23 protein-coding genes are annotated in these 24513 nt (G+C 60.9%); 14 read left to right on the top strand and 9 right to left on the bottom strand.

What is annotated here, in order from left to right; translation table 11 throughout:
- Positions 1–132: 132 nt before the first annotated feature.
- From GA0061102_RS15490 to GA0061102_RS15460, 7 genes are all read left to right on the top strand, one after another.
- Complete coding sequence (locus GA0061102_RS15490) at positions 133–888, top strand: N-acyl amino acid synthase FeeM domain-containing protein (protein WP_092850181.1); 756 nt, start codon at positions 133–135, stop codon at positions 886–888.
- Between the two features lie 180 nt (positions 889–1068).
- Positions 1069–1293, top strand: coding sequence for an aa3-type cytochrome c oxidase subunit IV (locus GA0061102_RS15485; protein WP_092850178.1), 225 nt, complete (start codon positions 1069–1071; stop codon positions 1291–1293).
- Positions 1294–1406: 113 nt separating this feature from the next.
- On the top strand, positions 1407–2570 hold the full coding sequence (locus GA0061102_RS15480; RefSeq protein WP_092850168.1) for a Re/Si-specific NAD(P)(+) transhydrogenase subunit alpha: 1164 nt from the start codon (positions 1407–1409) through the stop codon (positions 2568–2570).
- A gap of 1 nt (position 2571) precedes the next feature.
- Positions 2572–2970, top strand: coding sequence for an NAD(P) transhydrogenase subunit alpha part 2 (locus tag GA0061102_RS15475; protein ID WP_092850164.1), 399 nt, complete (start codon positions 2572–2574; stop codon positions 2968–2970).
- 10 nt (positions 2971–2980) lie between these two features.
- Positions 2981–4375, top strand: a complete 1395-nt coding sequence (locus tag GA0061102_RS15470; protein ID WP_092850459.1) for an NAD(P)(+) transhydrogenase (Re/Si-specific) subunit beta — start codon at positions 2981–2983, stop codon at positions 4373–4375.
- Positions 4376–4610: 235 nt separating this feature from the next.
- Complete coding sequence (locus tag GA0061102_RS15465; protein WP_092850161.1) at positions 4611–5015, top strand: YciI family protein; 405 nt, start codon at positions 4611–4613, stop codon at positions 5013–5015.
- Positions 5012–6268, top strand: coding sequence for an RNA polymerase sigma factor (locus GA0061102_RS15460; protein WP_092850158.1), 1257 nt, complete (start codon positions 5012–5014; stop codon positions 6266–6268). Before GA0061102_RS15465 ends, GA0061102_RS15460 begins: the two co-directional genes overlap by 4 nt.
- Before the next feature lie 3 nt (positions 6269–6271).
- Here GA0061102_RS15460 and GA0061102_RS15455 read toward each other — a convergent pair whose 3' ends face one another.
- The 4 genes from GA0061102_RS15455 to rpsU all read right to left on the bottom strand — a co-directional run bounded on the left by GA0061102_RS15455 (position 6272) and on the right by rpsU (position 10593).
- Positions 6272–7927, bottom strand: a complete 1656-nt coding sequence (locus GA0061102_RS15455; RefSeq protein ID WP_092850155.1) for a sensor histidine kinase — start codon at positions 7925–7927, stop codon at positions 6272–6274.
- A gap of 253 nt (positions 7928–8180) precedes the next feature.
- Positions 8181–9251 (bottom strand): NAD(P)/FAD-dependent oxidoreductase, encoded by a 1071-nt coding sequence (locus GA0061102_RS15450; RefSeq protein WP_092850152.1) that lies wholly within the window; start codon positions 9249–9251, stop codon positions 8181–8183.
- Positions 9252–9366: 115 nt separating this feature from the next.
- Entirely contained in the window at positions 9367–10242 is an 876-nt protein-coding gene (locus GA0061102_RS15445; RefSeq protein WP_092850151.1) for a tetratricopeptide repeat protein, read from the bottom strand.
- 138 nt (positions 10243–10380) lie between these two features.
- Positions 10381–10593 (bottom strand): 30S ribosomal protein S21, encoded by a 213-nt coding sequence (rpsU, locus tag GA0061102_RS15440; RefSeq protein ID WP_004117638.1) that lies wholly within the window; start codon positions 10591–10593, stop codon positions 10381–10383.
- Positions 10594–10978: 385 nt separating this feature from the next.
- Here rpsU and GA0061102_RS15435 point away from each other — a divergent pair, with 385 nt between their 5' ends.
- The 7 genes from GA0061102_RS15435 (at position 10979) to GA0061102_RS15405 (ending at position 17410) form a co-directional block, all read left to right on the top strand.
- The gene (locus GA0061102_RS15435; protein WP_092850148.1) at positions 10979–11218 is read left to right on the top strand and encodes a hypothetical protein; all 240 of its coding nucleotides are present in this window, start codon (positions 10979–10981) and stop codon (positions 11216–11218) included.
- 12 nt (positions 11219–11230) lie between these two features.
- Positions 11231–11731, top strand: a complete 501-nt coding sequence (locus tag GA0061102_RS15430; RefSeq protein WP_092850141.1) for a hypothetical protein — start codon at positions 11231–11233, stop codon at positions 11729–11731.
- Between the two features lie 91 nt (positions 11732–11822).
- A complete protein-coding gene (locus GA0061102_RS15425; protein WP_092850131.1) occupies positions 11823–13076 on the top strand; it encodes a sarcosine oxidase subunit beta family protein in 1254 nt (417 codons plus the stop codon).
- On the top strand, positions 13076–13495 hold the full coding sequence (locus tag GA0061102_RS15420; RefSeq protein WP_425348534.1) for a hypothetical protein: 420 nt from the start codon (positions 13076–13078) through the stop codon (positions 13493–13495). Before GA0061102_RS15425 ends, GA0061102_RS15420 begins: the two co-directional genes overlap by 1 nt.
- Positions 13496–13510: 15 nt before the next feature.
- The gene (locus tag GA0061102_RS15415) at positions 13511–13876 is read left to right on the top strand and encodes a sarcosine oxidase subunit delta (RefSeq protein WP_092850129.1); all 366 of its coding nucleotides are present in this window, start codon (positions 13511–13513) and stop codon (positions 13874–13876) included.
- A complete protein-coding gene (locus GA0061102_RS15410) occupies positions 13873–16869 on the top strand; it encodes a sarcosine oxidase subunit alpha (RefSeq protein WP_092850127.1) in 2997 nt (998 codons plus the stop codon). Before GA0061102_RS15415 ends, GA0061102_RS15410 begins: the two co-directional genes overlap by 4 nt.
- Positions 16862–17410, top strand: a complete 549-nt coding sequence (locus tag GA0061102_RS15405; RefSeq protein ID WP_092850124.1) for a sarcosine oxidase subunit gamma — start codon at positions 16862–16864, stop codon at positions 17408–17410. Before GA0061102_RS15410 ends, GA0061102_RS15405 begins: the two co-directional genes overlap by 8 nt.
- Positions 17411–17428: 18 nt before the next feature.
- Here the strand turns inward: GA0061102_RS15405 and GA0061102_RS15400 are convergent, their stop codons facing one another.
- The 5 genes from GA0061102_RS15400 to glgC form a co-directional block, all read right to left on the bottom strand.
- Complete coding sequence (locus tag GA0061102_RS15400) at positions 17429–17917, bottom strand: MaoC family dehydratase (RefSeq protein ID WP_092850452.1); 489 nt, start codon at positions 17915–17917, stop codon at positions 17429–17431.
- A 68-nt stretch (positions 17918–17985) separates the two neighbouring features.
- A complete protein-coding gene (gene glgX / locus GA0061102_RS15395; RefSeq protein WP_092850121.1) occupies positions 17986–19956 on the bottom strand; it encodes a glycogen debranching protein GlgX in 1971 nt (656 codons plus the stop codon).
- Between the two features lie 189 nt (positions 19957–20145).
- The gene (locus tag GA0061102_RS15390; protein ID WP_092850118.1) at positions 20146–21774 is read right to left on the bottom strand and encodes an alpha-D-glucose phosphate-specific phosphoglucomutase; all 1629 of its coding nucleotides are present in this window, start codon (positions 21772–21774) and stop codon (positions 20146–20148) included.
- A gap of 4 nt (positions 21775–21778) precedes the next feature.
- A complete protein-coding gene (gene glgA, locus GA0061102_RS15385) occupies positions 21779–23221 on the bottom strand; it encodes a glycogen synthase GlgA (protein ID WP_092850116.1) in 1443 nt (480 codons plus the stop codon).
- A 3-nt stretch (positions 23222–23224) separates the two neighbouring features.
- Positions 23225–24487: a glucose-1-phosphate adenylyltransferase gene (gene glgC, locus GA0061102_RS15380; RefSeq protein ID WP_092850114.1), complete on the bottom strand. Its 1263-nt coding sequence runs from the start codon at positions 24485–24487 to the stop codon at positions 23225–23227.
- Between the last annotated feature and the right edge of the window lie 26 nt (positions 24488–24513).

The raw sequence follows: 24513 nt of genomic DNA, 5'->3' as shown, positions 1-24513 counted from the left end.
CTCAGCTTTTGCCGGTATTGGCCAAGAAAATTAACCTTAATGAACGAATAGTTAATAAAATTTAAAACAAATATTGATCAAATTTTGCTTTAATACCAAAGATGTTCCGTTAACCATTACGGAACATTAACCATGACTCATATGAGTACTTTGAAAAACAGCTTCGCCGGCAAGCTGATGGAGGTGCTCGATCACGTGGAGTACCGCCGGATCGAAAGCAGCGAAGACATGGAGGATGTCGCGCGGCTACGCTACAAGGCTTACAAGGCACGCGACGTCCTGCCCGTGGCCGCCCAAAACCTGATTGATGACATCGATTTCGATGATCACGCCTATATCTTCGGAGTCTATTACTACGAGGAGCTGGTGAGCACGGTGCGGATCCACCATGTGACGCCGGATCACCGGGTATGCCAGTCGACCGGCATTTTTCCAGACGAGATTCATGCCTTCCTCGATGCCGGCATGACGCTGATCGATCCCGCGCGCTTTGCCGTGGATCCCGATTTCGAGCTGGAACTGCCGGCTTTGCCCTATCTGACGCTGAGGCCAGCGATCGTCGGCGCCATTTATTTCAACACGGATCGGGTAATGCAGCACATTCGTCCGGCCCATGCGGCGTTCTACAAGCGTGTCTTCTATGCCGATACGGTCGTACCGCCCCGCATGACCAAGACCTATGGCTTCGAACTCACGCTGCTGGCGTCGCGGTCGAAGGAGATTCGCGGAAAACTGATGAAGCGCTATCCGTTCTTCGATTCGGAACCATATGAACGGCGCATGATGTTCTCGCGCAGCGAAGACAATGGCTCGCCTCCGTTGACCATTCTGCCCACAGCGCGGCTGGCAAGCGGCGGCAGGCGCGAGATTAGCGCGCAATTCGGCTAAGCTGCGTACCGATGCGACCTTCTCATGCATTGCATTTCCCGCCGCTTTGTGTAACCCCTCGGTAGAGGAAATTTGGCTGCGGCACCTTAATGCTGGGTGCCGCTGCTTTTGAGGACGAACTCCGGCTCCCGGTCAGTTTTTAGGCCTATGGAGTTGAGTGCATCGAGGGGAGATTTTTGAATGGCCGAACATCACACTGGACCCGCTGAAACTGGTGCTCCCATGGACTATAAGGAGCACGAGAAGACCTATGGTCTTTTCATCGCGGGTGCTCGGGTCGGGTCCGCGATCGTTGCAGCATTGATGATCGCGATGGCGGCCGGTTTCTTCGGTCATGCCGGGTTCCTCGGCGGCCTGCTCATTTTCATCGTTCTTTCCATCGCCAGCATCATTCTGCTGCGCTGACGTTCCAGCGCTGATCGACGCGCCGGACCTTTCTGGTCCGAGCCTTCCCGTGATTCTGCAGGCTGCAGCGCCGCCTCACCAGGTGTGCCGCCGTTCGATGCGAGGTGTTGTCGTTGAGCAATCTGGTTTTCGTGGCCAAGGAAAGCGTGGCGGAGGAGACGCGTGTTGCGGCCTCCGTCGAGACGGTAAAGAAGATGAGGAGCCTCGGTTTCGACGTCGTGATCGAAGCTGACGCCGGCGCCTTGTCGCGCATCCCGGATGCGGAATATGAGGCCATCGGCGCGCGGATCGGCTCTGTTGATGATGCGAAAACGGCCGATGTCATCCTCAAGGTCAGGCGGCCGACGAGTGCTGAGATCGCCGGTTACAAGAGCGGCGCAATCGTCATCGCCATCATGGATCCTTATGGCAACGAGGCGGCGCTTGAGGAGATGGCGCGCGCCGGGCTCACCAGTTTTGCCATGGAGCTGATGCCGCGCATCACCAGGGCGCAGTCTATGGACGTGCTGTCATCGCAAGCCAATCTTGCCGGTTATCAAGCCGTGATCGACGCCGCTGCCGTCTATGACCGGGCGCTGCCCATGATGATGACGGCGGCGGGCACCGTGCCGGCGGCAAAGGTGTTCGTCATGGGCGCTGGTGTTGCCGGACTGCAGGCGATCGCTACGGCGCGGCGTCTCGGTGCGCTGGTCTCTGCAACTGATGTGCGGCCAGCAGCCAAGGAACAGGTCGCCTCGCTCGGCGCGAAATTCATCGCCGTCGAGGATGAGGAATTCAAGGCGGCGGAGACCGCCGGCGGCTATGCCAAGGAAATGTCCGAGGAATATCAGGCCAAGCAGGCGGCTCTTGTCGCCGATCATATCGCCAAGCAGGACATCATCATCACCACGGCGCTGATCCCCGGCCGGCCGGCGCCGCGCCTCGTCAGCCGTAACATGCTGAAGGCGATGCGCGCCGGCGCGGTCGCCGTCGATCTTGCTGTCGAGCGCGGCGGTAATATCGAGGGCGCCGAATATGGCAAGGTCGCCCACGTCGAGGGTGTCAGGGTGGTCGGCTATCCCAACATGGCCGGCCGCATCGCGGCCAGCGCCTCGGCTCTCTACGCCAAGAACCTCGTCACCTTCCTGGAAACGATGGTCGACAAAGATAGCAAGAGCCTCGGCCTCAACCGCGCCGATGAGCTGATCAAGGCGACGATGCTGACCGATGACGGCGAAGTCGTTCACCCGAATTTCGTCGATCCCGACCAGCCGACGGTCAACAAGGGAGATCTCTGAGATGGCCAGCCAAGCAATGGACCAGGCACTTCAGCAACTGAATGATGCCGTCACCGCCGTCAGGACCGCCGCTGCACAGGCGCCAGAGGTTGCCAGCGCGGCAACGGGCGGAGCGATCGATCCTTTCGTCTTCCAGCTTGCCATCTTCGTGCTGGCGATCTTCGTTGGCTACTACGTCGTCTGGTCGGTGACGCCGGCCCTGCACACGCCGCTGATGGCGGTCACGAACGCCATCTCCTCGGTCATCGTCGTCGGCGCGTTGCTGGCGGTTGGAATTTCGGCGAGTGGTCTCGCCACCGGCTTCGGCTTCGTGGCGCTGATGCTTGTCTCGGTCAATATCGTCGGTGGTTTCCTTGTCACCCAGCGCATGCTGGCGATGTACAAGAAGAAGGACAAGTGAGGGCGGCATGCTGAGCAATATCGCGGCTTTCCTCTATCTCGTCTCCGGCGTGCTGTTCATCCTGGCACTGCGCGGGCTCTCCCATCCGGCAACCAGCCGGCGCGGCAATCTCTACGGCATGATCGGCATGGGCATCGCCATCGCAACGACGCTTGTGCTGGCGACGCCGTCTTTCGGCGGCTTCGTGCTGATCGTTCTCGGCCTTGCCATCGGCGGCGGGGCAGGTGCCTATATCGCCCGCGTCATTCCGATGACGTCCATGCCGCAGCTCGTGGCCGGTTTCCATTCGCTGGTCGGTCTCGCTGCCGTCCTCGTGGCCGCTTCTGCGCTCTATACACCATCTTCCTTCGGTATCGGCGAAATCGGCCATATCCATACGGAAGCACGCATCGAAATGGCGATCGGCGTCGCCATCGGTGCGCTGACCTTCACCGGCTCGATCATCGCCTTCCTGAAGCTCGATGGACGCATGTCCGGCAAGCCGATCATGCTGCCGAACCGCCACATCATCAACGCTACCCTGCTTGCCCTGATCGTGTTCTTCATCATCAGCCTGGCGGCAAGCGAGAGCCATTTCGCCTTCTGGGCGGTCGTCCTGCTGTCGCTGGTGCTTGGCGTGCTGCTGATCGTGCCGATCGGCGGCGCCGACATGCCTGTCGTCGTTTCGATGCTGAACTCCTATTCCGGCTGGGCAGCCGCCGGCATCGGCTTCACACTCGGCAATCTGGCGCTCATCATCACCGGCGCGCTTGTCGGGTCCTCGGGCGCGATCCTGTCCTACATCATGTGCAAGGGCATGAACCGCTCTTTCATCTCGGTCATTCTCGGTGGTTTTGGCGGCGAGACGGCATCGGGCGGAGCCGATAATTCCGATAAGACCGTGAAGCTCGGTTCTGCCGAGGATGCCGCCTATCTGATGGCGAACGCCTCCAAGGTCATCATCGTGCCGGGCTATGGCATGGCGGTGGCGCAGGCCCAGCATGCGTTGCGCGAAATGGCCGACAGGCTGAAGGCGCATGGCGTCGAGGTGAAATATGCCATCCACCCCGTTGCCGGCCGCATGCCGGGCCACATGAACGTGCTTTTGGCCGAGGCCAATGTGCCCTATGACGAAGTCTTCGAGCTCGAGGACATCAATTCGGAACTCGCCCAGGCCGATGTTGCCTATGTCATCGGCGCCAACGACGTCACCAATCCGGCGGCGCGCGACGACAAGACTTCGCCGATCTACGGCATGCCGATCCTCGATGTCGACAAGGCCAAGACCTGCCTCTTCGTCAAACGCTCGCTCGGCTCCGGCTATGCCGGCATCGACAATACGCTGTTCTATAAGGACGGCACGATGATGCTTTTGGGTGATGCCAAGAAGGTGACCGAGGAAATCGTCAAGGCTATGAACGAGTAGGCGGCTAAACACCCTAGTCGTTCAATCGCCGCTTGCCCCATTTAGAACGTCGGATCTGCAGACCACCTCGACCGGTAAGCGGTCGAGGTGGTCATTGCGGCGTGCGGTATTCCTCGTCTTTTGTCCTCCTTCGCGCGCCGCATAAGAAAATGCGTTTATTTTTCTGGCTCCCGTCGATTCTGCTGTAGCTCGTTCGTCGTGTGGTATGTTCAACCCAACCAAGGAGAAAGAACCCATGCGATTCATGATGTTGATGATCCCCGGCGGCTACGCATCTGCTGCGCTCGATGCCATGCCCAGCCCTGAGGCAATCGAAGCGATGATGAAATACAATGAGGAGTTGAAGAAGGCCGGCGTGCTCCTGGCCCTGGAAGGGCTGCATCCGCCGGCTTCGGGGGCTCGGGTGAGCTTCAAGGGCGGAAAACCTGCCGTCGTCGATGGCCCGTTTGCTGAGGTGAAGGAAGTGCTGGGCGGGTATTGGATACTCGATGTGCGCTCGCGTGACGAGGCTATCGAATGGGCACGCCGCTGCCCGGCATCGGAAGATGATATCATCGAAGTCCGCCGCATCCATGAGATGAGCGAGTTTCCCGAGGATGTGCAGAAGGCAGCGGAAGGCTTCAGCGAGCTGAAGGGGTGACCACGACCGGTGCCATCGAAGCGGTCTGGCGGATCGAGCAACCAAAGCTCGCCGCCAGGCTGAACCGCTTGCTGCGCGATATCGGCCTCGCGGAAGAGATCGCGCAGGATGCCTTCGTGCTTGCCCTCGAACGCTGGCCTCGCGCTGGCATTCCGCGCAACCCGGCGGCCTGGTTGACGCGGGTTGCCAAGAACAGGGCGCTCGACCGGCTGCGCCGCACCACACTGATCGACGGCAAGCATCGCGAACTGTCCATAGACTTTGCCGAGCTTGAGCGCGAAACGCCCGATATCGAGGCGATGCTCGATGAGGACATAGACGACGATCTGCTGCGGCTGATTTTCACCGCCTGCCATCCGGTGCTGCCGGCCGAGCAGCGTGCAGCGCTTGCCTTGCGGTTGCTGGGCGGGCTGTCGACGCAGGAAATCGGTCGTGCGTTTCTTCTGCCTGAAGCCACCGTCGCGCAGCGCATCGTGCGCGCCAAGCGGACGCTGCGCGATGCCGAAATCGCTTTCGAGACGCCGCGGGGCGAAGAGCGCCGGGATCGTCTCGCCGCGGTGCTGGAGGTGGTCTATCTGATCTTCAACGAAGGATACGTAGCAACGGAAGGGCCGCATTGGCTGCGTGCCGATCTTTGCGGTGAAGCCTTGCGGCTGGGGCGCTCGCTGGCGGCGCTGATGCCGCAAGAGCCGGAGGTACTGGGGCTTCTGGCTCTGATGGAGTTGCACGCCTCACGCTTTGTCGCCAGGGTCGATGGGGTGGGCAATCCAATCCTGTTGCTCGATCAGGACCGCAGCCGGTGGAACTGGTCGTTGATCCGCAGCGGCCTCGATGGTCTGGCCCGCGCCATGCTCCTGACGTCGATGCCCGGTCCCTATTTGCTGCAGGCGATGATCGCGGCCTGCCATTCCCGTGCAGCGACCGCCGCCGATACCGACTGGATCGCCATCGCCGCCTATTATCAGGCGCTCACCCTGGCAGCGCCGTCGCCGATCGTCGAAATCAACCGGGCGGTGGCCGTCGGCATGGCGTTTGGTGCTGCCCAGGGTCTTGCCATCGCCGACGCGCTGGCTGACGAGCCGCGCTTGAAGGGATCGCATTTGCTGCCGACGGTGCGGGGCGATCTTTTGGCGAAGCTGGGGCGCGTTGCGGAGGCTCGCGCCGAGTTCCGCCGCGCTGCCGAATTGACCGGCAATGAAAGGGAGCGCGCATTGCTGCTTGGCCGCGCCGAGGCTCCCGTCACCCAGTCATAAGCGTCAAGTCCGCTCGCGTTCCATCATGTTGCGCGGCGCGATCAGCGTCCAGACGAGGCCGGTAGGACGGAAGTCAACCTCGACATGCCCGCCGAAGGACGCAGCGGCATGGACTTTCGTAACGGTGGTGCCGAAGCCGGTTTCAACCGGCGGCTTGACCTCGGGACCGCCGCTTTCGGTCCAGATGAAGTGGATCATCGACCCGTTCTCGCCGATCTCATTCGTCCATTCGATGGCGATCCTGCCTTCTGTCGCCGAGAGTGCGCCATATTTCACCGAATTGGTCGCAAGCTCATGCAGGATCAGACCGAGATTTTGAACGGCTTCCGGCTTCAGCAAGAAGTCATTGCCCCGGACATCGAGCTGTTGCGGCGCTTGCAGGAAAGTCGCGAGATGGATGTCGATCACCCGTCGCAGCGAGACGCCGGACCATTGCTCGCTGGTCAGCACCTCGATCGAACGGGCCAATCCCTCCAAGCGGTCGGCGACCGCCCGCTGGAAGGTATCGACGCTGTCCGTCTGGCGCGCGAGCTGGCGGGTCATCGCCTGGGCAAGCGCCAGCAGGTTCTTGGTGCGATGGACGAGTTCATGCATGACGAAATGCAGGCGGTCTTCCGTGACGCTGCGGTCGAAAGACGCGTTGGAGAGCGCGACGGCCACCTGATTGGCTTCGATAACGCTGGTGTCGATCGGCGCGACGATCTCGCCGCGGCCCATGCGGTCGGCCATGTCGGCGATGCTTTGTATGGTGATGCGCACCTGCCGCGCCAGCGCGTAGACGGCGATCAGCGCGACCAGCAGCAGCGTGACGCCGCCATAGATGAGAAAGCGCCAGGTGCTCATCAGCGAGGATTGCGCCGAGGTGACCGGGCCCCAGACGATTGCCTTCCACGACCAGCCGGAGATTTGTGCGTATCCGAGCAGCGAGTGCGGCAGGATTTTGTCGTCCTGATAGACGCCACTTGAGGCGATCAGCTTCGACAGGATCTCCTTGTTGAATGCGTCACCCGGCGCATGGGTGGTCGGACCGCCGGCGGCAACGATATGGCCGGATTTATCGATGACGGCCGCGGACCAGCCCGGCGGCAATGCTTCCGTCGTTATAAGCTTGGCAAGATCGTCGGCATCCTGGGTTATGGCGAGCGCTGCACCGGCCGGGGAGTGCTCCAGGGGCAACGTGACATTGTAGACCCAGCGGCGGACTGTGGCGCCGATAAAGACATCGGAGGTTTCGATGCGCCCGGAATCAAGCGCCGATTGCAGCGCGGCCATGTTGCCGGTCTTGCCGAGCGCCTTGCCGAGCGGCCAGCGGGTATTCAGCCGGATCTGACCATCCTTCTCCATCAGCAGCACGAAGAGTGAATCGGTGCGCAGGACCGTCTCCGTTCGGGCGAAGAAGGTGGCGATGTCATTGTGCTCGAGTTCCGGCGAGGAAGACAGCAGCCGCAACGTCGTCGCCATGTCCTGCAATTGCCGGTCAATGACGCGCGCCAAAGCCTGTGCATCCTGAACCGTCTCGCCCTTCAACGCATCGCGCTCATTGTTTTCGAGCTGGACGAGAAGCAATGCGACGAAAGCCAGGATCGGCAAAGCGATCGCCAAGGCTATGGCGATGAGATAGGCCCCAATCGACGCTTTCGGGAAATGCGGCTTCCTCATGGGGCGATCAACCGATCGTATCTCCATGACGATCGAAAGCCCTGGCAAAAGCGGAAAGAGTGGTTCTGGTCATCATGCCAAGCGCCCCCATGCCTAGACTTGAGCTACATGCTCTCGGAGCGCCCATGTTAGGGCTCGGTAAATTGCCTTGCAACATCTGAAAAGTCATTGCCGTGAAATCATAAGCGATCCCCGATATTTACGGCGCTGGTAATGCATCCCTTGAGTTGCGTTGGCGGCTTTCTTTGCCAGGTCAGGCAAAGCGGGAAAGGCGGAACGAGGCAAGTTGTGGATCTTCACTGTCGTCGACGAGCTCTTCTGCTGCAAGCAAGCCGACCAGCGGCGCGAGCGTGACTCCGGAATGCAGGACCGCGAGATAGAGACCCGGCGCTGCATCGACACGACCCAGGATGGGGAAGCCGTCCTTCGGTGTCGGGCGATAGCCGATGCTGTGGAAATCGAGCTCCAGCGTCTCGCCGCCTTTCAAGGCCGCTCTGGTTTTGGCGAAAAGCTCGCCGGCAGCCACCTGCGGATCGTCGCCTGGGTCGGTGCCGCCGAAGTCGCTGCCGGCGATGATCCGCCCCTCCAGCGTCTGGCGCATATGCAATTCCGGCGCCATCACCAGACCGTTCAGCATTTTGTGCACGGGGCGGGAATGGACGATGAGCCCCGGCGGCGTTTCGAGCGGCACCAGGATATCGGCCGATGCCGCAAGCGCCGCCGTGCCGGCGCCGGCGGCAAGAACGACATGATCGGCGTGCATCGCCCCTTCGCTCGTTTCGATGCCGACAATCCGGTTGCGCTCCGAGAGCAGACGCTTGACCTCGATGCCGGATAGAAGCGCTGCGCCACGGTGCCTTGCATCGTTCAGCAGCAGCTCGGCGGCTGCAACCGGCTCGACGGCGCCTTCCTCGGCGACATGTAGCGCATAATCCGGCAGGTTTGCGAGGTTCGGTTCGATCAGCGCGCTGGTCGCGCGATTGACCGGCTGTATGCCGTAGCCCCATCCATGATGCTGTGCGGCATAGGCATCCAGTTCGGCCTCTGGGAGATCCCAGCACAATCCGCCACACCATGACAGTGGCAGGCCGGGCAGTTCCGCCGCAAGCCGCGACCATTCGGCCATCGAGCGGTGACGAAGACGGAAATAGAATTCTGGGTTTCCCCAGCTGGCGTTGATCCAGGAGAAAGAGTTCGGTGTTGCCACGCCGCCGATCGTCTGCGCGACCACCGTGACGTCGGCGCCTTTGCGCTGGAGATGCCAGGCGATGGAGGCACCGATGATTCCAGCGCCGACGACGATGATTTTCTGCGGAGAGGGCATGTGGCTGTCTCGTTCGGATAAGGGTGTTGCGAGACTAAGCGCTCGATCGCGCAAAGAAAAGCCGCCGGGCAGGGATTGCCGGCGGCTGAACGTCTCTTATTGCTATGCCGTTATTTTAGGAGCCGGCGCCGACGCGTGCCAGGCCGTCTCTGGCCGGCTGATAGTTCTGGTCGAGATTGACCGCGTGCTGATAGGAACGGCGGGCCTTTACCTTGTCACCCTTGCGCTCGTAGACGAACGCCTGGTTTGCCCAGGATTCTGCGACCTTGTTGTTCAGATCGATGGCGTGATTGAAGTCGGCGAAGGCGTTGTCGTCGTCATTCTGCGCGAGATAGGAGATGCCGCGGCTGTTGTAGGGCTCCGGCGAGTTCGGCGACAGCGAGATCGCCTTGGAGAAATCGTCGATCGCCTTGTCCTGCTGATTGCGCTTCTGGAAGATCACGCCGCGGCCATTATAGGCGCGGCCATCCGTCGTTCCCAAGCTGATCGCCTTGGAATAGTCGTTGAAGGCATCGTTGTCGCGACCTGCCTGGCGGTAGAGATTGCCGCGGCCAATATAGGCGACGTCATAATTACCGTTGATCTGCAGCGAGGCATTGTAGTCTGCGATCGCCTCCGGCAGCTTGCCCATATTGCGGTAGATGAGCGCGCGGTTGGCATAAGCCTGGTAGAATTTCGGATTGAGCTGGATGGCCTGATTGAAGTCCGCAAGCGAGCGGCTGAAATCGCCGCCGCGGCCATAGGCCGTGCCGCGCACGTTGTAGCCTTCCGGATCCTGTGGATTGGCATTGATGACCGAGGTCAGCGAAGCGATATTTTCCGAAGAGCCTTGCGCTTTGTCGATGCGGATCACGCTATCGGTGGAGGCTGTCTGGCAGCCGGAGAGGCTGATCGCGGCAAGAACCGCCAAGGCCGGCAGGGCCGCAATCTGCTTCGAAACACGGGAGGAGAGGTTCGAAGTGCGGTACTTTTCGAAAGTCGTCATTGCCATTATCGGGTTCGCTTTCCCCATGCGTCATATCAGACGGTTCTGATTTAATCCGATTTGCGCAGAGAACAAATCAAAAAGGCGGCGGCGAACGACTCGCCCCCGCCACACATGCATCTGAAAACGTCGAAAAAACGGCGATTACTTGGCAACCAGGCCTTCGCGCTGAGCGCGCTTGCGAGCAAGCTTGCGAACGCGACGAACAGCTTCTGCCTTCTCGCGAGCACGCTTCTGCGACGGCTTTTCATAGTAGTCGCGCATCTTCATTTCGCGGAAAATACCTTCGCGCTGCATCTTCTTCTTGAGAGCGCGGAGAGCCTGGTCAACATTGTTATCGCGGACAAGTACCTGCACGAGAATCACGTTCCTTTGGTTTGGTTGATGCCAGCGGCGACGGCAGCGCCAGGAGGCAAAAATATAACGTTCGCGCAGCCGCGGCCTTGCGATTGGTTAGGCGAGATAGCAGATCGGTTTGTCAAAGTCTAGCCAGATCGTGAGTTTGCAGAGGAAAAAGCGGTTTGTCGAGTACCGACTTTGGCTATTGATGCCGTGTCTGCGCTGTTGCGGCTATGGGATACGGGCTTGATTTTCCGTCTTTTGCAGACTGGCATGCCTATGGGAAATTCCCGATCCCTGTCATTCGGGCAATGGCGACAGCCTGATTCTCGCAGTTGCCAGATAATAAGAGGGAAGCGCACTATGACGTCGTTCGATCTCGCCACCGCCTGGAGGCTGCTCGTTGCGCCTGCGCTTGCCTTTATTCGTCCTGACCGCAACGCTTTTGCCTGCGGCGGCCGGCGAAGTGCGTTTCGGCAAGAACGTGCGCGTCGGCGGCCACGATTTTTCGAACCAGACCTTCGATAACAAGCATCGCGCGAAGATTTACCTTTACAGCCAGAAGCCGCGCAAGGAAGGATGCGTCTGGCGCAGCGACGGCCATGCCGGCCGGGTAAAGGTTTGTCACCTGCAGCGCAAGTAGGACGGGGGGACTATGAACGATCAGACCATGCCGAAGAGCGTTCGGTACTACGAACGCCTCACATATGCTGGGATGGTGGTCGTTTTTATCAATCAGTTGGTGAACTGGGATAGGACGGCCAGTCATTTTGCTGAAGCGCTGCACATTTTTACGATTGTACAAATTATGTTTCCTTGTGTCCAAATCTTCTGGGTTTGGCTGGTTGTTCGTAAAAGGGTGAACTGGGCGCGCTGGATGACGCTTGGCGCTCAATTCGCGATGATGTTCGTCATTGGTTTCGGCTTCGGCATAATCGCCAATAAGGGCCACGCCGACGGAACCGTTTTGGAACTCGTTTTCCTAATTCTGGCGACGTCGCTTTATCTGCTTGCGGCGTGTCTTCTTTTTACGCGTGACGCAATACTGTGGTTTGTTCCTCAGAGGGCTGAATTCGGCCATGCGGTCGCGGGCTCCTCAGATAGTTCGGCCTCGCCGCCCGCTCATTCTTTTAGCCGTGTCGAAAGCTGGTCCTGAATGCGTCGCAAAAGAGCCGTTGTGTCGGTTTCTGATTTGCGATTTGTATGACCCATAAAGAAGGCGTCTTGCCTGAAGGAGTTGAGGGCGAATGCGTAAATACTCGGTTTTTGCCGTGGCGAGGGAAGCGATGCGGGCTCACAAGGGCTGGGAGGCTCAGTGGACCTCGCCGGAGCCGCGCAAGGAGTATGACGTCATCATCGTCGGCGCCGGCGGTCATGGCCTGGGTGCGGCCTACTACCTCGCCAAGGAACACGGCATCACCAATGTTGCCGTCATCGAAAAGGGCTGGCTCGGCGGCGGCAATACCGGCCGTAACACGACGATCATCCGCTCGAACTATCTCTATGAAGAGAGCATGCACATCTACGAGCATTCGATGAAGCTCTGGGAGGGGCTGTCTCAGGATCTCAATTATAATGTCATGTATTCGCCGCGCGGCGTGATGATGCTGTCGCACAATGTGCACGACCAGCAGTCCTTCAAGCGGCATATCCACGCCAACCGTCTTTACGGCATCGACAATGAATGGCTGACGCCCGAACAGGCGAAAGCCTATTGTCCGGCGCTCGATATCGCGAAAACGGCGCGCTACCCGATCAACGGCGCTGCGCTGCAGCGTCGCGGCGGCACGGCACGACACGATGCTGTCGCCTGGGGTTTTGCCCGCGCTGCTTCCGATCGCGGCGTCCACATCATCCAGAACTGCGAAGTGACCGGCATCCGCCGCGGGCCGGATGGCCGAGTGACCGGTGTCGACACGAGCAAGGGCTTCATCGGCGCCAAGAAGGTCGGCGTTTCGGCGGCGGGCCACACCACCGTCGTCATGCAGATGGCGGGCGTCCGTGTGCCGCTGCAGTCGAGCCCGCTGCAGGCGCTGGTTTCCGAGCCGCTGAAGCCGATCTTCCCCTGCGTCGTCATGTCGAACACGGTGCATGCCTATATCTCGCAGTCCGACAAGGGCGAGCTTGTTATCGGCGCCGGTACGGACCAGTACAACTCCTATAGCCAGACCGGCGGTCTGCAGATCATCACCCATACCCTGGATGCGATCTGCGAGCTCTTCCCGATGTTCCGTCGCGTCAAGATGATGCGCTCCTGGGGCGGCATCGTCGACAATACGCCGGACCGTTCGGCGATCCAGTCGAAGACGCCGGTGCCGGGTCTCTATGTCAATTGCGGCTGGGGCACGGGCGGCTTCAAGGCGACGCCGGGTTCGGCCAATCTCTTTGCGCATCTCATCGCCCGCGACGAGCCGCATCGATTCAATGCCGGGCTTAATCTGGATCGCTTCCGCACCGGCCGATTGATCGACGAGGCTGCGGCTGCGGCCGTGGCGCACTGATGCCGACGGCGGTCGGGATCGTTCTTGCTGCAGGGCTTTTGTTGCCGGCAGGAGCGATCGTGACCGAAGTCAACGATCTCTTTCCAGGGGCCGAGGATTTTCGCATGCAAGTGATCCATAAGGCGAAGGATGAGGTCGAATGGCCCTTCGTGGCCGAAAGCGGAACGCTGATCTGCGCCAAGGTACTAAACAAGCCGGGTGTCTTTTTCGTCCCGGAGCAGAAACCTGAGGCAACGAGGGCTTTCGTGCTCGACACGGATCTATTCGCCATGGGCCTGGTCAATCTGGGAATGACCAACGTGCTGAAACCCTACGGATCGCTGGAGGCGCTCCTGAAGCGCATAACGCCTTTCGTCACCATGGGACGGCGGCTTTGCGCACAGCCTCCCGGTACAAGCCTCTCGGGCTCCGAGCTTTAACACAGGTAGAAAACGATGCTGCTGATTTACTGCCCCTATTGCGAGGAAGAGCGTTCGGAACTCGAATTCCGCAGCGCCGGCGATGCGCATATCGTGCGGCCCGCCAATATTGCCGGGATCTCGGATGAGGAGTTCGAGGAATATTTCTTCCTGCGCGACAATCCGAAGGGCCTGATCTTCGAGCGCTGGCGGCATATCCATGGCTGCGGCCGTTTCTTCAATGCGGCGCGCGACACCGTGAGCGATCATTTCTACCGCACCTACAAGGCCGGCGAGCCGAAGCCGGATCCGGCGACGCTGCTACCGCGCACTTCCGAGCCGGTAGCACAGCATCAGAACGAACAAGAACAGACGGCACAAACAGAGGGATTTGCTGAATGAGCGGCGCCAATCGTATCGCGGGCAAGGGACGTCTGACGCCGGCCAGAACCGCTCGCTTCACTTTTGACGGCAAGACCTATACGGCGCTCGAAGGCGATACCGTCGCCTCCGCGCTGCTTGCCAACGGCGTCCATCTCGTCGGCCGATCCTTCAAATATCACCGTCCGCGTGGCATCCTTTCGGCCGGAGCCGAGGAGCCGAATGCACTGCTCGATATCTCCCGCGATGCGGCGCGGCGGCAGCCGAACGTGCGCGCCAGTGTGCAGGAAGTCTTCGACGGCATGAAGGCGCAGTCGCAGAACCGATGGCCGTCGTTGGCTTTCGATATTGGCGGCGTCAACAATTGGATGTCGCCGTTCTTTGCGGCCGGCTTCTACTACAAGACTTTCATGTGGCCGAAGTCTGCCTGGAAGCACATCTATGAGCCCTTCATCCGTCGTGCAGCCGGTCTTGGCGTCGCGCCGACGGAAGAGGATCCGGATCACTATGCCAGCCGCTATGCCCATTGCGACGTGCTCGTCGTCGGTGCCGGCGTCGCCGGTCTTTCGGCAGCGCTCGCCGCTGCCGAAACAGGCGCCAAGGTCATCCTCTGCGACGAGCAGCCGGAAGCCGGCGGCGCGCTGCGCTTCGACACCGGCGTCAAGATCGACGGCGTCGAAGGCTATGACTGGGCGCAGGCTATCGTCGCCAAGCTCGAGGCGATGCCGAATGTTCAGGTGCTGACCCGCACGACCGCTTTCGGCTACTACAATCACAATTTCATCGGCCTTGCCGAACGAGTGACCGACCATCTGGCCAAGCCGGGCCGCAACCTGCCGCGCGAGCGCCTGTGGCAGGTTCGCACCAAGCGTGTCATTCTGGCGACGGGTGCCATCGAACGTCATATGGTGTTTCCGAACAACGATCGGCCGGGCATCATGCTCGCTTCGGCTGCTCGCGCTTACCTCAATCACTATGGCGTCGCCGTTGGCGCCAAGATCGGCGTCTATACGGCGCATGATTCGGCCTATGAAGCCGCCTTCGATCTGAAGCGTGCTGGCGTTTCCATTGCTGCCATCGTCGACAGCCGCGCGCGGCCGAGCGAGGCAGTGTTGGCCGAGGCAAAGCGGCTCGGCATCGAGGTGATGACCGACTATGCCGTCGTCGATACCGCCGGCAAGCTGCGCGTTTCCTCCATGACCGTCGCGCGCAACGGCAGCTCCGCCACTCGCAAGATTGCCATTGATGCATTGCTGGTCTCGGCCGGCTGGACGCCATCGGTCCATATGTTCTCGCAATCGCGTGGCAAGCTGAAGTTCGAGGCGGAGAAGCAGCGCTTCCTGCCGGGCACTTACGTTCAGGATTGCCTTTCCGTCGGCGCCTGCAACGGCACGGATGGCCTGCAGGCCGCGATCGAGGAATCGCTGGCGGCCGGCGAGCTGATGGCGCGCGCTACGGGTAGCACCAATGGCGGCGAGAAGATCCAGCTTCAGGCGGAGCAGGCTTTCGAATGGACGGGCGGCATGATCGGTGCGGCCGAAGGGGCAGGGCCGAACACGAATGCCAAGGCCTTCGTCGATTTCCAGCACGATGTCTGCGCCAAGGATATCCGTCTCGCCGTGCGCGAAGGCATGCATTCCATCGAGCATATCAAGCGCTTCACCACCAACGGTATGGCGTCCGACCAGGGCAAGCTTTCCAACATGCACGGGCTGGCGATCGCTGCCGAAATGCTCGGCAAAGATATTCCGCAGGTCGGTCTCACCACCTTCCGCGCGCCTTATACGCCTGTCACTTACGGCACGCTGATCAGCCATTCGCGCGGGTTCCTCTTCGATCCCGCCCGCAAGACGCCGATGCATGCTTGGGAAGAGGCACATGGCGCCATCTTCGAAGATGTCGGCAACTGGAAGCGCGCCTGGTTCTATCCGCGCGCCGGGGAGACCATGCATCAGGCCGTCAATCGCGAATGCCGCACGGCGCGCGAAGTGGCCGGCGTGTTCGATGCCTCGACGCTCGGCAAGATCGAAGTGGTCGGGCCGGATGCGGCCGAGTTCCTGAACCTGATCTACACCAATGCTTGGGATACGCTGAAGCCCGGCCGCTGCCGCTACGGCATCATGACTCGCGAGGACGGCTTCGTGTATGACGACGGCGTCGTCGGTCGTCTTGCCGAGGATCGCTTCCATGTGACCACCACGACCGGCGGTGCGCCGCGCGTGCTGCATCATATGGAAGATTACCTCCAGACCGAGTTCCCGCATCTGAAGGTGTGGCTCACTTCCACCACGGAGCAGTGGGCCGTCATCGCCGTGCAGGGGCCGAAGGCGCGCGAGATCATTGAGCCGCTCGTCGAGGGCCAGGACCTGTCCAACGAGGCCTTCCCGCATATGAGCGTGGCCGAGTGCAAGGTCTGCGGCGTGCCGGCACGGTTGTTCCGCGTCTCCTTCACCGGCGAAGTCGGCTATGAAATCAACGTGCCGGCCGATTACGGCCAGTCGGTTCTGGAAGCCGTCTGGGCCCGCGCCGAGCCGCTGGGCGCTTGCGCCTACGGCACCGAGACCATGCACGTCCTTCGCGCCGAGAAGGGCTACATCATCGTCGGCCAGGATACGGACGGCACGGTGACTCCTGACGATGCCGGGCTTGCCTGGGCCGTTTCCAAGAAGAAGACCGATTTCGTCGGTATTCGCGGCCTGAAGCGGCCGGATCTCGTCAAGGAAGGGCGCAAGCAGCTGGTCGGTCTCATCACCCGAGATCCGAAGGTGGTGCTGGAGGAGGGCGCACAGATCGTCGCCGATCCGAACGAGCCGAAGCCGATGACCATGCTCGGCCATGTCACCTCGGCCTACTGGTCCGAAAATCTCGGCCGCTCCATCGCCTTTGCGCTGGTTGCCGGCGGACGCGAGCGCATGGGCAAGACGCTCTACGTGCCGATGCCCGACAAGACGATTGCCGTCGAGGTGACGGATCTGGTGTTCTTTGACAAGGAAGGAGGCCGGATCAATGGCTGAGCTCGCTACCCGCAAACTGCCACTCGCCGGCCGCCACGGCGGCTCCGCCACCGTCCGGCTGACGGCCGCAGCACCCGCAAGCCGGATTGCATTGAGAGCGCCTGCCGATTCCATCGGCAGCCTTTCGCAGGCGCTCGGCTTGCAAGTGCCGACCCGGCCCAAAACCTCGGCCAGCAACAATGGTCGTCACGCGCTCTGGATCGGCCCGGACGAATGGCTTGTTATCGACGAAAATGGCGCTGATCTGGTGGGCGTGGCTGCATCGTCTGGCGTGTTGCACTCGGCGACCGATGTGTCGCATCGCAATACCGCTGTCATCGTGTCCGGCCCCGGTGCCGAAGCGACGATCTCGGGCGGCTGCCCGCAGGATCTGTCGCGCGAGGCCTTTCCGGTTGGAGCCTGCTCGCGCACGCTGCTCGGCAAGGTCGAAGTCGTGTTGCTGCGGCTGGATGAGGAAACGTTCCGCGTCGAGGTCTGGCGTTCCTTTTCCGATTATGCCTTCGGCCTTCTGAGCGAAGCTGCGGAGGATGTGGGCCTTTAAGGCCCACATTCGCTCAGGTCAGACCTCTTCCGGCCGATCCTTGGGGTCGAACTGCGATATGGTCGTCCATGTCGCCGTCAGCGCCGGCTTGCGCTCGCTTTCGATCTCGACGGTCACGTCATAAGTCAGCATCAGCATGCTGGCGCCGCGCAACCGCGTTTCGGCAAGCAAGAAGCGGCCGCGCACGCGTGCGCCGCATTTGACCGGCGACATGAAGCGGATCTTTTCAAAGCCGTAGTTGATGCCCATGGTCTGCTCGCGGATCTTGGGCAGGCCGCTATAGTTCATCACAGAAAGCAGGGAAAGCGTCAGGAAGCCATGGGCGATGGTGCCGCCATAGGGCGTTTCCGCCTTGGCGCGTTCGGGATCGACATGGATGAACTGATGATCGAGCGTGGCATCGGCAAAGGTATCGATCATCGTCTGATCGACCGAGATCCAGTCGGAGACGCCGATCTCCGTTCCCACCAGTTTCATGATCTCAACAAGCGAGATATCGCCAGGCATTCCGTCCTCATCGTTCCGAATGGTCATTGCTCCTTTCTGGCGAATCGCAACGGAAAGTGCAACGAAGATCAGGTCTCAACGAGGAAGATGACGGAGCGCGCGGGAATGGTGATCTGCTCGCCGGCCGGCGTTTCGCCTGCTGCGATTAGCAGCGACCAGCCGCTTCTTTCGGATGGTGGTGGCCTGATGCCAAGTTCATTCGGTGTGCGATTAACGACAACGGCGAGACGTGTGGATCGGCCGTTGTCGAGATCCTGCGTTCTGATCGCCATGCCGAGCATATCGGCATCCGGTGCTTCCCACTCAGCTGTCGTCAACGACGATCCCGCCGCGGAAAACCAGCTCACGTCGCCATCGCCGCGGAAAAAATCCATCTCGGCGAAGGCGCCGAAGCGGCGGCGCAGGCCGGAAAGCCAGGCGGTATGGCCGATCAGTTCCTCGTCGAGAGTCGTCCAGTCCATCCAGGTGATGGCGTTATCTTGGCAGTAGGCGTTGTTGTTGCCCTGCTGGCTGCGTCCGCCTTCATCGCCTGCCGTCAGCATGATCGTGCCGCGCGTGGCAAACAGGGTCGAAAGCATGGCTTCGATGTCGGCGCGGCGTTTACGCTGGACCGATGGATCGGCCGTCTTGCCTTCGACGCCATTGTTCCAGGAAAAATTCTCGTTGTGGCCGTCGCGATTGTTCTCGCCGTTGGCCTCATTGTGCTTGTTCTCGTAGGAAACGAGATCCATCAGCGTGAAGCCGTCATGGGCGGCGAGGAAGTTGACGCTGCGGGTCTGCGTGCGGCCGTCGCGGCCGAAGATCGAAGAGGAGCCCGCAAGCACCGTTGCCAGGTCGCCGATCCTGGCGTCGCCGCGCCAGAAGCGGCGCAGATCGTCGCGGGCGCGATCGCTCCACTCGAGAAAGGGTGCTGAAAAATTCCCCAGCTGGTAGCCGCCGGGACCGATGTCCCAAGGTTCGGCGATCAGGATGCGATCCCGGAGAACCTCGTCCGCCAGCATCGCGCGTAGCGTCATACTGTCGGGATCGAAGCCCTTGCCGCCGCGTCCGATCACGGTGGCGAGATCGAAACGGAAACCATCAATGCCGGCGTGCCGGACGAAATGGCGCAGGCTGTCCATAATCAACCTGCGCGTCGCCGGCTGGTCGCAGGCGACGGTGTTGCCGGTGCCGGTATCATTGACCAGCGTGCCGGGCTGATCCGGTAGGTGGCGGAAATAGGTGGGATTGTCGAGGCCGCGCAGCGAAAGCGTCGGCCCGTGGCGATCGCTCTCCCCGGTGTGATTAAAGACGAGATCGAGGATGACGGCGATGCCTTCGGCGTGAAGGGCGGCGACGGTCTCGCGCAATTCCTTCATACCGCCGGGGACAAGACGCGGATCGAGCGCCATGAAGGCGACAGGATTGTAGCCCCAGCCATTGGTGAGGCCGAGCGGCGGCAGGTGCCGTTCATCGATCCAGGCGGTGATCGGCATCAGCTCGACGGCATTCACGCGCAGCCGTTTGAGATGGGCAATCACAGAGGGATGGGCGAGGGCGGCGACCGTGCCGCGTTGTTTCGCCGGCACATCCGGATGCAGCATGGTGAAAGGCTTGACGGCGATCTCGTATATCAGGCCGCCTGGCTGGAACAGCGGCTTGGCCGGGGCAACGGCGACGTCCCGCGTGACGATCGCCTTCGGCATCAGGTCCCGCGTGTCTTCGCCGACAATGCTCAGGCGCGGATCATATTGGAAAGGCCGATCCAGTTCCTTGGCATAGGGATCGATCAGCAGCTTGGATGGGTCGAACCACAGGCCCTGATCGGGATCGTATGTGCCATGAGCGCGCAGGCCGTAGCGCATGCCATGTTTGGCGTTCTTGACGAACAGACGATGCTCGTCGCCATCGCGGGTGAATGGCAGGCACAGGATTTCCTTCTTGCCCTCCGCATCGAACATGCAAAGCTCGATCCGCTCGGCATTCCTCGACCATACGGCAAATTCAACGCCGGTGTCTGTGAAGGTAGCGCCAAGGGAACGGATTGTCTGATCTGACATGTCTCGTGGGCTTTCCGGGTCGCTAGGAGTAGTCCCCTCTCCCTGCTTGCGGGGAGAGGGTCAGGGTGAGAGGCGGAGCGCTCGGCGAGTTATGCGGTTGCTGTGAATTTTGAGAAGGCCACTCATCCGACCAGTCGCCGCCCAACTTCTCCCCCGCGTTTGCGGGGCGAAGTTAGGCTCACGCCATCATCAGGTGATGACCGTCGGCGCGTCGCGGCCGGTGTGGCCCTTGATATCTGCGATAGCCTGAGCTGCGGCAATCAGGTCGGCGAGCGCTTCCTGCGTTTCGATATTGTGACGGGTCGAATCGGGCTCGTAACGTTCGATGTAGACGCGTAGCGTGGCGCCCGTCGTGCCGGTGCCGGAGAGGCGGAAGACCACGCGTGAGCCGCCTTCGAACATGATGCGGATGCCCTGATGCTGGCTGACGGACTTGTCGACCGGATCGTGATAGGCAAAGTCGTCGGCGGCGGAAACGGTGAGATCACCAATCTGTGTACCAGGCAAGGTCGGCAGCTTTCCGCGCAGCGCTGCAATCAGGCCATTGGCGGCATCGGTGTCGACGCCTTCATAATCGTGGCGGGAGTAATAGTTGCGGCCGTAGGTGGCCCAATGCTGCGTGACGATGTCGATGACGCTCTCGCCGCGCACGGCCAGGATGTTCAGCCAGAGCAGTACGGCCCACAGGCCGTCCTTCTCGCGAACGTGGTTCGAGCCGGTGCCGGAGCTTTCCTCGCCACAAATCGTCGCCATGCCCGCGTCGAGCAGGTTGCCGAAGAATTTCCAGCCGGTCGGCGTCTCGTAGATGCCGATACCGCGCTTTTCGGCAACGCGGTCGGCAGCGCCGCTGGTCGGCATGGAACGGGCAATGCCGGCGATGCCGTGCGAATAGCCGGGGGCGAGATTGGCGTTGGCCGCCAGGATCGCCAGGCTGTCGGACGGGGTAACGTAGATGCCCTTGCCGATGATGAGGTTGCGATCACCGTCGCCGTCCGACGCCGCGCCGAAATCGGGCGCATCGTCGCTCATCATCTCGTCGTAAAGCTCCTTGCAGTGGACGAGATTCGGATCCGGGTGATGGCCGCCGAAATCTGGCAGCGGCAGGAAATTGCGCACCGAGCCATCGGGCGCGCCGAGGCGGATCTCGAAGATTTCCTTGGCGTAAGGGCCGGTTACGGCGCTCATCGCATCGAAGTTAAGGCGGAAGCCGAGGCTGATCAGGTTGCGGATCGCACCGAAATCGAACAGCTCTTCCATCAGAGCCGCGTAGTCTTCGACCGGGTCGATAACCGAAACGATCATACCGCCGACATCTTCGCGGGCGATGCGATCGAGGTTGATATCGGGGAAGTCCGATATCTTGTAGCTGTCGATGACCTTGGAGCGCTCAAAAATGGCGTCGGTGATCTTTTCGGGCGCCGGGCCGCCATTGCCGATATTGTACTTGATGCCGAAGTCTTCCGTCGGTCCGCCGGGATTGTGGCTGGCCGACAGGATGATGCCGCCGAAGGCCTTGTACTTGCGGATGATGTTCGAAGCTGCGGGCGTCGAGAGGATGCCGCCCTTGCCGACCATCACCTTGCCGAAGCCGTTCGCGGCGGCCATCTTGATGGCCTTCTGGATGACCTCGCGATTGTAGTAGCGGCCGTCACCGCCGATGACCAGGGTTTTGCCCTGGTAGCCCTCGAGCGAATCGAAGATCGACTGGATGAAGTTCTCCGCGTAATTCGGCTGCTGGAATTCGGGGACCTTCTTTCGCAGGCCCGAGGTGCCGGGCTTCTGATCCGCATAGGGGGTGGTGGATACGGTTTTAATCATCGGGTTAAGCGCCTCTCGAGACTAGACTGGAGTAGAGAGCGGCATAGCGTTCTGCGCTCCTGCCCCAGGATACGTCGGATTTCATGCCCTGCTTTTGCATCTGCGTCCAGACCTTTCGATCCTGAAAAAGATGCATGGCACGGCGCATGGCTTGTAGCAGTCCTTCGGCGGTGACGGGCGAAAATTGAATGCCGGTGGCGACTTTCGCCTGAAGTGCGGCGTGATTGGCGTCGATAGTGGTATCGTTGAGCCCGCCCGTACGCGCAACGATCGGCAGGCAGCCATAACGTAAGCCATAAAGCTGCGTGAGGCCACAGGGTTCGAAGCGCGAGGGGATGATAATCGCGTCACAGCCGGCCTGCATCAGATGCGACATCGGCTCATTATAGCCGGCGGAAACGCCGACGCGGCCGCGATGACGGCCGGCTGCGGCAAATAGCGCGCCTTCCAGTGCCGCGTCGCCGGCACCCAGGATGGCAAGCTTGCCTCCCATCTGGACAATTTCGCTGGCAATACTCGCCAGAAGGTCCATGCCTTTCTGCCAGGTCAGGCGGCTGACGACGCAGAAGATCGGGCCGTCATCGGCATCGAGGCCGAAATGCTCGATGATGCGCTGACGGTTGATGGCGCGATCCTTCAGCGTTGCCGCGCTATAGGTCTGCGCGATCATCGCATCGGTTGCCGGATTCCAGATGTCGTCGTCGATGCCGTTGACGATGCCGTGCAGGCTGTCCGCCCTGCTGGCGATGACGCCTTCCAGACCCATGCCGAATTCCGGCGTCAGGATTTCCGCGGCATAGGACGGGCTGACGGTGGTCAGTGCATGGGCCGTCTGCAGGCCGCCCTTGAGGAAGCCGACATCGCCATAATATTCGATGCCTTCCATGGAAAACGCATGCGCCGGCAGGCGCAGGCCGGGGAAGATGTCGGGGCCGAACTGGCCCTGAAAGGCAATGTTGTGGATGGTGAGCACGCTCGGAAGTTCCGGCGCCGGATAGTAGCGCATGTAGACCGGCACCATGGCGGATTGCCAGTCATGCGCATGCACCAGATCCGGTTGCCATCCGGGCAGTCGGCCGGCGGCGATTTCCGCACCCGCCAGCGACAGAGCGGCGAAGCGCCGCCAGTTGTCGGGATAATCCTTACCGGTAGCATCGACATAGGGGCCGCCGGTGCGATTGTAGTAGGCTGGCGCATCCAGAACGAGAAAGGAAATGCCAGCGTGCTCGACTTCCAGCACAGTCGCCTTTTCGCCGAGCAGGTCGGCAAACTCGAGGCAGACGACCGGATCGCGAATGACCTTCATGACCGCGGGATAGCCCGGGATCAGGGTCTTGGTTTCAATGCCATAGGGATTTAGTGCAATAGGCAGGGCGCCGGCCACATCGGCCAAGCCCCCTGTCTTGATCAGGGGGAAGACTTCGGACGATACCGAGAGAACCTTCATAAGTTACAAATCCAGCTTGTCGATCATCGTCTGCGTGATGAGGCAGATGCCGCTTTCCGTGCGGCGCCAGCGCTTGGCATCCAGCTCCGGATCCTCGCCGACAATCAGCCCTTCGGGAATGGTGACACCATGATCGATGACGACGTTCTTGAGCTGCGCGCGGCGACCGACCTTGACGCTGGGCAGCACCACGGCTCCCTCCAGCTTGGAGTAGGAGTTGGCGCGCACGCCGGTAAACAGCAGACTGTTGTAGAGGCTGGCGCCTGAGATGATGCAGTCGCCGGCGACGACGGAAGAGACTGCCGAACCGCGGCGATCCTCGTCGTCATGGACGAACTTGGCCGGAGGGCTGATTTCGGCATAGGTCCAGATCGGCCAGGACTTGTCGTAGATGTCGAGCTCCGGCACCACGGCGGTCAGGTCGATATTGGCCTGCCAATAGGCATCGATCGTGCCGACATCGCGCCAATAGGCCTCACGCTCGAAATCCGAGCGGACGCAGGATTGCGTGAAGCGATGCGCGACGGCTTTGCCGTTCTTGACGATGTAGGGGATGATGTCCTTGCCGAAGTCGCGGCTCGAATTCGGATCGGCCGCATCGCGCTTCAGGCATTCGATCAGGAACTTGGTGTGGAAGACATAGATGCCCATCGATGCTAGCGCGAAATCCGGATTGCCGGGAATGCCTGGCGGATCTGCGGGCTTCTCGACGAAATCGATGATCTCGTCTTTCTCGTTGACGTGCATGACGCCGAAGCCGACGGCTTCCATGCGGGGCACTTCGAGGCAGCCGATCGTGACTTGAGCGCCAGAATCGACGTGCTGCTGCAGCATCCATTCATAGTCCATCTTATAGATATGGTCGCCGGCGAGGATGACCATGTATTCCGGGCCATAGGGCTCGATGATGTCGATGTTCTGGTAGACTGCGTCGGCGGTGCCCTCATACCATTGCGTTTCCGACACGCGCTGCGAAGCCGGCAGGATATCGAAGCTCTCGTTTCGTTCCGGGCGGAAGAAGTTCCAGCCGCGCTGCATGTGGCGGATCAGCGAGTGCGCCTTGTACTGGGTGGCGACACCGATGCGGCGAATACCGGAATTGAGCGCGTTGGAGAGGGCGAAATCGATGATTCGGGTCTTGCCGCCGAAGTAGACCGCTGGCTTGGCGCGGCGATCGGTCAGTTCCTTCAATCGGCTGCCTCGGCCCCCGGCAAGAACGTAGGCCATGGCGTCGCGTGCCAGCGGCTGGAAACGTTTTTCTACCATTTTATTCCTCCCTGTCCGTAGTGATC

The sequence above is a fragment of the Martinezella miluonensis genome (genome assembly GCF_900094545.1).
GTDB lineage: Bacteria > Pseudomonadota > Alphaproteobacteria > Rhizobiales > Rhizobiaceae > Rhizobium > Rhizobium miluonense.
This window is presented reverse-complemented; position numbering and strand designations above follow the sequence as displayed.